An 8,785-nucleotide genomic window follows, 5' to 3' on the forward strand; every position below is an offset into this window, starting at 1 on the left:
TTATATAAACAATCCTAACTTGTTTTTAAATACTTAATTCCTAATTCAAATTCTTTGAAAATTTCTTGGAATTTGAAATAGGAATTTGAATGTTTATATTATTTGCTTAAGAACTGTAATGAGAGTGAAATTGTTGTTTATAAGCTATTTTTTTGAATTATTAAAAATAAATAATTTAAATAAATAAAATATATAAAACCAAAATTTCTTTAATCTCTCTCTTTAAACCATTGTTAAAAACTAAGAAATTTATATATTTGATTTTATTTGCAATGGTTTGTTTGATGTTGTAAATAAATATATTAAAGCTTATAAAAATAAGCTTTAATAATTAACTCATAAATAATCTAAAATCAAGTTTTTCGTGAGCTAGCATAGCAAGGTCAAGCTCTTGATGAGTAGCAAATAAATGAGTGTTTTCTGTGTAATTTAAACTAAAATATCCGTGTTTTAAAACATCTTTTGCAATTTCTTCTGCTTTTTTTGCAGCTTTTTTCGCTAAATCTATGTTTATATGTAGTAATTCGCTTGATTTTTTGTAAGATAGCGGAATAGCTCTTGTAGCGTTTTGGGTTAAAGTCTTAATGCTTGCATAAGCAAACTCGCTTAACTTATCTTCACATAAAACACTAAAAGCCACTGCAAGATTACAAAATTCATCTTTTTCGCAAGCTTTATAATACCAACTTGCTAAATCATTATGCATAAACTCGGTATTTTTCAATGTTGCTCTTGCCATATTTATTGAACCTGCACGGCATTCAGCACTAGCAATAGAAGCATTTGCAGCTTTTGCTAATTTTAAAAGACTTAGTTTTTTATCCTTTAAGCTACAAGCCATTGCATAAACAGCACCTTCGCCAGTAGCAAAAATATTTAACATATAATTTTCTAACCATTTTTGATAACTTGAAGCGTCTTTTATAACGCCCCAAGAAATATAACTTTCAAGCCCAAAACTATGCGAATAAGCACCATTTGCAAAGGCACTATCAAATAAAAATTGACCTAACATTAGTGATGGTGACTTGCGTGTTTTAATGCGTGACGCAATACTTTTTGAGTTTTCTCATAATCTATATTATTATCATCAAGCCATTCAGCAATTAAATAATCATCTTCAACTATCATAAAACCATCTTCAAAAACAGCCGGCATATGTCTATTACCGATAGAATGAGCCACAAAACCCATTTGCATAATATCTTTAGGTTTAATTAAAATTACATTTTGTGGTAGGCACTCTACCACAAAAATCTTTTCATCATTTTCTGCTAAAACATCACCATTATGAAAATGACCGCCATCTAGACTAACGCCAATTTCTACTCCGCTATCGCTAACTAAACGCAAAATATGCTTTAGTCTATCATCAGGAGCAACTTTTACATTATCTATTGCTTTACCTTTTGTATCGTAGTTACTTATATTGCCTAGTATGGTTTTTACTATCATTTTTTCTCCTAAAATAAGTAATATCTTTGTGCTAACGGTAATTCACTTACAGGCTCGCTGTAAGCTACTTCGCCATCAACTGTAACTACATAAGTTTGAGGATCTACTTCAATTTTTGGAGTTGCATTGTTTAGTTTCATATCAGCTTTTTTAGCTGTTGATGCACCCTTAATTGGTAGAACTTTTTTCTTAAGACCATATTTTTGGGCAACATTATCATCAATTGCCATTTGGCACATAAAGCTATAACAAGTTTTATAAACTGCTGAACCAATACTGCCAAACATTTTGCGATGCATTACTGGTTGTGGAGTAGGAATTGATGCGTTACTATCACCCATTACAGAATATACACAAAATCCTGATTTTATAACCATAAGAGGCTTAGTTCCAAATGTTTTTGGATCCCAAACAATAAGATCAGCTATCTTACCAACTTCAACGCTGCCAACATAATCAGCAATACCTGCAGCAATAGCTGGATTGATTGTATATTTTGCTATATAACGCTTGATACGATTGTTATCATCATATTCGCTATCGCCTTCTAATGCACCGCGCTGTTTTTTCATTTTATCAGCTGTTTGCCAAGTTCTACTTACAACTTCACCGATTCTTCCCATTGCTTGAGAGTCACTACTCATAATTGAAATAACTCCCATATCATGTAAAACATCTTCTGCACCGATAGTTTCTTTTCTAATACGGCTATCTGCAAATGCTACATCTTCTTTAACATTTTTGCTTAAGTGATGGCATACCATAAGCATATCTAAGTGTTCTTCAATAGTATTTATTGTAAATGGCATTGTTGGGTTTGTTGATGCAGGTAAAACATTTGCATCGCCAGCAAGTTTAATAATATCTGGAGCGTGACCACCACCAGCACCTTCAGTGTGAAATGTATGGATTGTTCTGCCTGCAATAGCAGCTCTTGTATCATCAACTGAGCCATATTCATTTAGAGTATCTGTGTGAATTCCTACTGATACATCTGCAATTTCAGCTGCTTTTAAAGCATTATCAATTGCACTTTTTGTTGTTCCCCAGTCTTCGTGGATTTTAAGACCAGCAGCACCTGCTCTTAATTGCTCTAAGTTAGCTTCAACATTTGAGCCATGACCTTTAGCATATAAGCCGATATTAATTGGTAAATCATCAGTTCCTTGTAGCATACGCTCAATATGAAAAGCTCCTGATGTGCAGGTGGTAGCTTTTGAACCATCATTTGGACCTGTGCCACCACCAAATAATGTTGTTGTGCCATTGCTTAGTGCTTCATTAACTTGCTCTGGATTTATAAAGTGAATGTGAGTATCTATTGCACCAGCAGTTACGATTAGACCTTCACCAGCAAGTGCTTCGGTGCTAACGCCTGTAGCGAAATCAATACCATCAGTAATATCAGGGTTACCACCCTTGCCAATAGCATGGATTTTGCCATTTTTAATACCGATGTCAGCTTTATAAATTCCTGTATAGTCAATTATTAAAGCGTTTGTGATAATTAAATCAACTACATCTTTACCTAAGAATCTTGAGTTTTGGCTCATACCATCACGAAGTGTTTTACCACCACCGAATTTGCACTCTTCACCATATATTGTATGGTCTTTTTCAACTTTTGCAAAAAGATTTGTATCGGCAAGTCTTATGCTATCACCAGTAGTTGGTCCAAAATGTGAAGCGTAATCTTGTCTGCTAATTTTAAAACTCATTTATTTCTCCTTAGTCTAATTTACCATTAATTTTGCAGTTTTGTCCCCATACTTCACGAGAACCTGCTAAATCTATTAATCTAACTATTTTTTTCATACCAGGCTCAAAACGAACAGCTGTTCCACTGATAATATCTAAACGCTTACCACGAGCTTTTTCTCTATCAAATTTTAAAGCTGTATTTGTTTCATAAAAATGAAAATGAGAACCTACTTGAACTGGTCTATCTCCAGTGTTTATAACTTCTAATTCTATTGCTTCGCGACCCTCATTACATATAATATCGCCTTTTGCAAAAATGATTTCTCCTATTTTCATCTTTTTACTCCTTATTGTATTGGATTATGTATGGTTACTAGCTTTGTGCCATCTTTAAAAGTAGCTTCCATTTGAACTTCAGTTACTAAATCAGCTATGCCTTCCATAACTTGGTCTTTGCGTAAAATATTTCTTCCTTCATTCATAAGTTCGCTTACGCTCTTACCAGCTCTTGCACCTTCCATAATAAAATCACTAATAATAGCAATTGCTTCTGGTCTATTTAATTTAAGACCATTATCTAAACGCTTACGCGCAACTACTGCTGCATAACTTAACAAAAGTTTTTCTGTTTCTCTTGGCGTTAATATCATGTTTTTTCCTTTAATTGAAATTAATTTATCTAATTGATGTTAAAGTCATATTTGACTTTGTTAAAAAGCTATTTTTTATATTATTAATATATCTAATAGCTTCATCGTTACTATCTGATAAAATACGAATTATAGTAACCCCATTAACCTTACTTGCGTGTGCTTTGATATTAGGTTTATGCAAAGTTTCAAATTCCACATCTGCTACCATTATTACATTATAAAAATACTCATGTTTATATAAAGATTGTAAATCTTCTTTACTTTCATAACAAAACACATCATTTAAAACTAGTTTTGAATTAATATAAAGTCTAAGATACATATTAGCTCTAAAATTACCTTCAGCATACCCTAAAAAGCCACCATCTAAAAAGAATAATTTTGAGTCTTTATCTAAAAATATTGTATTTTTGCTCATGAAATTAGAATTAGGATAAAAAATATTAGCATCATTGTGAAATACAAAACTTGAATTTCCTTTAAGATTAATTTTTGTATTTACTCTTGAACTACCTTTGTATATTTTTTGGCTTGATTGTGAGTTAATAACAGCTTTTGCGTTTTCTAATGTAAAGCTTTGATTATATTTATCGCCTTCTGCTAAACCACCACCTAATGCGCTAATATAAGCAAAAAATTCGCTATCTTCATCAGGACAATCCACGCCATAATTAACTGGAACCCTTAATAACTTTAGCATTCCATATTGGTAATGTTCTACTAACTTATTTTTAATAAGTTTTATATTTAAAACATTCACCCTAAGCCTTTAAGAAGACAATTTTTCTCAATCCAGTTAATAACACTTTCTAAACCTTCATCTTTTTTAAGGTTTGTAAAGAAAAATTCTTTATCTTTTCTAAAGTGCATTGTGTCATTCTTCATAATCTCTAAATTAGCACCAACGTAAGGAGCTAAATCGGTTTTGTTGATTATGAATAAATCAGACTTAATCATTCCCGCACCAGCTTTGCGTGGGATTTTTTCACCTTGAGCAACGTCAATTACATAAATGCTAAAATTTACTAAATCAGGACTAAATGTAGCAGCTAAATTATCTCCGCCACTTTCTAAAAATAATAAATCTAAATCAAATTTCTTTTGAAGTTCTAAAAGTGCTGCTTCGTTCATAGAAGCATCTTCTCTAATTGCAGTATGAGGGCAACCCCCAGTCTCAACACCTATAATACGATCAGGCGATAAAACGCTATTTTTTGCTAAAAATAAAGCATCTTCTTTAGTGTAAATATCGTTTGTTACAACACCTATTTCGTAATCTTTACTCATCGCCCTTACTAATCTTTCAATAAGCAAAGTTTTACCAGCTCCAACAGGACCTCCAACACCTATAATTACAGGTTTTTTCATAACAATCCTTTAAATAAAAATGAAGTTTTTAAGTTTTTTATAAAGCCTAAGCGTTACTAAAATATTTTAAATATAACAATAATAAATTATTTATAAATAATAAAATTATCATCATATTAGTGCTTTAATTTTACAAAAAAACCATGAATAATAATTCAAATTTAATAATAGATATTTTTATTAATAAAACGGCTTAATAAATAAAATTAAAGGCAAGTAATTTTTAAAAACTTCTTATTAATATAGGAAGATTTATTCACATTCTTTACTAATACTTAAATCGTATTCACAAGCTATATTTATATAAGCTTTCTTTTCATCGCCTTTTAGCTCATTTGCTTCATCTAAAAATAATTTAGCGCTCAAATATTTCACTGCATTATTTTGTAAAACTTCATTATTTTTACAACCATCGTTAAGTAGTTCGCATTTTTTATAAGAATAATTAGCTAAAGCACACAGCATAGGCTCATCTTCATTGCAAGCTTTTGCATATAATTCATAGGCTTTTTTATAATTTTGTTTTTCTAAAGCCTTGCTAGCATCTTTTGTAATAGAAGAATTTGAATTAGAGTTCGCAACACTTAAAGTAGATTTTCCTATTTTATAGATTGCTTTTATTGGCAAAGTTACCGCAGCTATTACAATATCGCTAGCCAAAGACGCAACACCAGTAATCACCGAACTACAACCTAAAAAAACAAATGCAAGTAAAGTAAAAATTATTTTCATATTCAATCCTTTAATAAAAAACGCTAATATTAATAAATGAAAGTTTTAAAATCACCTTGTTTTGATAGTTTTGAGATAAAGGGCTCAAAATTTTTATGTTTTTTTGAACCACTTAGTATAAATGAGAATGTTCGCACTAGACAAGAAGAACTAAGAGCCGAGCATTTTAAATGCGTTCATGTAGTATATGCGAGCAGAGTACTAAATGAATTCGGGCAAATTGTAGAAAATCAAAGCGATGATGGAGAACCAAAAGGAAGTAGCGGAGCACCTGCGCTTAATGTATTAAGGGGAGCTAATATAGTTAATGCTGTTTGCTATGTTGTAAGATATTTTGGTGGCACATTGCTTGGGGTCGGTGGGCTTGTAAGGGCTTATTCAAATGCTGTAAATCTAGGAATTAGCAAAGCTTATGAGCTTGATTTATTGATTGATTATGTAAAAAAAGAAAGCTTTTTTTTGGACTTAGAGTATTCTCAAGTAAATAAAATTAGTTATATTTTGGATAAATTAGAGATTAAATATAATAAAGAATTTGGAATAAATGTAAGATTTATTTTAGAGCTTAGCGAAAGCGAAAAAGAAAATCTTGAAAAAGAATTAAGTGAATCAATGCTTAAACTAAAAGAATATAAGGGATAAAAATGAAAAAATATATAATAGTTTGTGGTTTATTGCTTTTAAGTGCTTGTGGGAATGAAGATATTAAAAATAGCGTAAAAACTTGTATGAATGATATTGCTACAAAGCCAAATGAAGCTATATTTGATAAATGTTTTTATTATGAAAACGAGTTTCAAAGACAATTAAGCATAAATTTTGAAAATATTTTGCCAAAATTATTTGATAATTACGGCGGAATTAATGATATAGAAGTTGAAATTTTAAACAAAAATGAAAAAAGTGCAAAAGTTCAAATAATTACAAAATTTAAAAACGGCTTCGTTAAAAGCGAAAAAAGAAATATGATAAAGTTTGACAAAATTTGGAAAATGTCAGCTGAAATCATAAAAGATTAATTCCTATTTCAAATTCCACGAAAATTTCAAAGAATTTGAAATAGGAATTTAAATTTTCTAAATTAAAGCATATTATTTAGAAGATTTAATCATACTTGATTTTAAATTAGTAGTTATAGCGTAATTGCTTTAGTTAGGTTAATTGTAATATTTAAAATTAAAATAATTTCATAAAATTCTATCTACAACTATCAAATAATCTTAAGCAAAGAAGTTAATCTAATCACAAATAAGCATAAATCAAGGCAAATATTCTTCTTAAAAACAAATCTTTTATATTCAAATTCCTAATTCAAATTCCACGAAAATTTCAAAGAATTTGAAATAGGAATTTGATTTAACAAAATACTACAAATAATATTTATATGAATGAAAAATTTTGAAAATATTTTGAAGTTTTATAATAGCTAGGGAAAGCCCCTAGCATAAAATTATAGTTTATCGCTGTTGTTAGCTAGATAATCAGCTACGCCTTTTGGATCAGCTTTCATTGCTTTATCGCCTTTGTTCCAACCAGCTGGGCAAACTTCGCCATGCTCGTTTGTAAATAGCATTGTATCAACCATTCTTACCATTTCATCAATATTTCTTCCTAGTGGTAGGTCATTGATTACTGCGTGGCGAACTGTTCCATCTTTATCTAATAAGAATGAGCCTCTTAGTGCTACTGCTTCATCAAATAATACATCAAAACCACGAGCGATTTCTTTTGTTAAGTCTGCTACAAGTGGAAATTGAACATTACCGATACCGCCTTGATTTACTGGAGTGTTTTTCCATGCAAAATGGCAAAACTCGTTATCGCCACTAATTCCGATTACGTTAATTCCTCTTTCTTGAAAATCTTTAAATCTTTTATCAAATGCAATAATTTCGCTTGGGCATACGAATGTAAAATCTTTTGGATAAAAGAATACTACTGTTCCGTTTTTACCCATATTTTTATATAGGTTGAAATTATTATCTATTGTATTGTTTCCTAATACAGCTGGAGCTGTAAAATCAGGTGCTTTTTTTGTAACTAACATTTTGTTTCTCCTTATTAATAATTTTTATTAGTAGAGAAATTATAAACATAAAAGTTAATCATTTTGTAAATAACACTAAAATTATCCTAAAAAAATTTTATAAATATTTTAAAGATTTGAAGTTTTGGCATTTTACCTACCTTATTTTGGTAGGTAAATTCTTATTCAGCAGCTTTTTCTTCTAATTTTTTTAATTTATTTTTTGCTTTCTTTTCTTCTTTGCTAATTTTTTCATTTGCTTTGTGTTCTAATTTATTAGAATCTTTTTTTAATTCTTCTTTGAATTCTTTTTTAGCATTTTCTTTATTTAGTTTTTTATCTAATTTCTTTTCTTCTTTTTCTTTCTTAGCTTTGATTTTTTCTAAATCTTGCTTGTGTTTGTTTTCAATTTTTTCTTTTTTTTCATTTATTTTTTCTTGTTTTTTTGCAAGTTTTTTGTTTTCATAGTCGTATTTTGTATCAGCTTTAATAGTTTTTAATTTTTCATTATCTATTTTGCCATCTACACAATTTTTGCTAATTTCACTTTTTTGTTTTTTTAGATAATCAAGTCTTTCAGGGTTTTCTTTCTTTTGATTTTGAACTTTTACGATTTGCTCATCTAATTTTTGTAAAACCTTATCACAGCTAGTAGCCGCAAACATTGAACTCACTAGAGTTAAACTTAAAAGTATTTTTTTCATAATTTTCCTTTAAAATAAATTAGAAAAAAATTATAAAAATATTTAATAAATAATTAGAAACTCCCCCACCATTAAGCGCTCACGCTAATGCTTCTATGAACAATAGAGCTATTGATAGCTCACTTTCAAAGCTAAACTCAGGTTTT

The 8,785-nt window shown here is 29.8% G+C and carries 12 protein-coding genes; 2 read left to right on the forward strand and 10 right to left on the reverse strand.

Annotation, left to right across the window (positions count from 1 at the left end; genetic code table 11):
* Window positions 1–331 precede the first annotated feature (331 nt).
* From AC1B00_RS09400 to AC1B00_RS09435, 8 genes are all read right to left on the reverse strand, one after another.
* Window positions 332–1,015, reverse strand: a complete 684-nt coding sequence (locus AC1B00_RS09400; RefSeq protein WP_488849464.1) for an urease accessory protein UreF — start codon at window positions 1,013–1,015, stop codon at window positions 332–334.
* Complete coding sequence (locus AC1B00_RS09405) at window positions 1,015–1,455, reverse strand: urease accessory protein UreE (protein ID WP_488849465.1); 441 nt, start codon at window positions 1,453–1,455, stop codon at window positions 1,015–1,017. The genes AC1B00_RS09400 and AC1B00_RS09405 overlap by 1 nt, the downstream gene beginning before the upstream one ends.
* A gap of 8 nt (window positions 1,456–1,463) precedes the next feature.
* On the reverse strand, window positions 1,464–3,173 hold the full coding sequence (gene ureC, locus AC1B00_RS09410) for an urease subunit alpha (RefSeq protein ID WP_488849466.1): 1,710 nt from the start codon (window positions 3,171–3,173) through the stop codon (window positions 1,464–1,466).
* Window positions 3,174–3,183: 10 nt separating this feature from the next.
* On the reverse strand, window positions 3,184–3,492 hold the full coding sequence (gene ureB, locus AC1B00_RS09415; RefSeq protein ID WP_488849467.1) for an urease subunit beta: 309 nt from the start codon (window positions 3,490–3,492) through the stop codon (window positions 3,184–3,186).
* 11 nt (window positions 3,493–3,503) lie between these two features.
* Complete coding sequence (locus AC1B00_RS09420) at window positions 3,504–3,806, reverse strand: urease subunit gamma (protein ID WP_488849468.1); 303 nt, start codon at window positions 3,804–3,806, stop codon at window positions 3,504–3,506.
* 25 nt (window positions 3,807–3,831) lie between these two features.
* Window positions 3,832–4,569 (reverse strand): urease accessory protein UreD, encoded by a 738-nt coding sequence (locus tag AC1B00_RS09425; protein WP_488849469.1) that lies wholly within the window; start codon window positions 4,567–4,569, stop codon window positions 3,832–3,834.
* Complete coding sequence (gene ureG / locus AC1B00_RS09430; RefSeq protein ID WP_488849470.1) at window positions 4,566–5,177, reverse strand: urease accessory protein UreG; 612 nt, start codon at window positions 5,175–5,177, stop codon at window positions 4,566–4,568. Before ureG ends, AC1B00_RS09425 begins: the two co-directional genes overlap by 4 nt.
* 252 nt (window positions 5,178–5,429) lie before the next feature.
* Entirely contained in the window at window positions 5,430–5,909 is a 480-nt protein-coding gene (locus AC1B00_RS09435) for a hypothetical protein (RefSeq protein ID WP_336612118.1), read from the reverse strand.
* Between the two features lie 36 nt (window positions 5,910–5,945).
* Here AC1B00_RS09435 and AC1B00_RS09440 point away from each other — a divergent pair, with 36 nt between their 5' ends.
* Window positions 5,946–6,551, forward strand: coding sequence for a YigZ family protein (locus tag AC1B00_RS09440; RefSeq protein ID WP_488849472.1), 606 nt, complete (start codon window positions 5,946–5,948; stop codon window positions 6,549–6,551).
* 2 nt (window positions 6,552–6,553) lie between these two features.
* Window positions 6,554–6,928, forward strand: coding sequence for a hypothetical protein (locus AC1B00_RS09445; protein ID WP_488849473.1), 375 nt, complete (start codon window positions 6,554–6,556; stop codon window positions 6,926–6,928).
* Between the two features lie 431 nt (window positions 6,929–7,359).
* Here AC1B00_RS09445 and AC1B00_RS09450 read toward each other — a convergent pair whose 3' ends face one another.
* Both AC1B00_RS09450 and AC1B00_RS09455 read right to left on the reverse strand, forming a co-directional pair.
* Window positions 7,360–7,956: a peroxiredoxin gene (locus AC1B00_RS09450; protein ID WP_239817510.1), complete on the reverse strand. Its 597-nt coding sequence runs from the start codon at window positions 7,954–7,956 to the stop codon at window positions 7,360–7,362.
* A 161-nt stretch (window positions 7,957–8,117) separates the two neighbouring features.
* Entirely contained in the window at window positions 8,118–8,639 is a 522-nt protein-coding gene (locus tag AC1B00_RS09455; RefSeq protein WP_488849474.1) for a hypothetical protein, read from the reverse strand.
* Window positions 8,640–8,785 lie beyond the last annotated feature (146 nt).

It is taken from the genome of Campylobacter sp. DY7 (assembly GCF_057802535.1).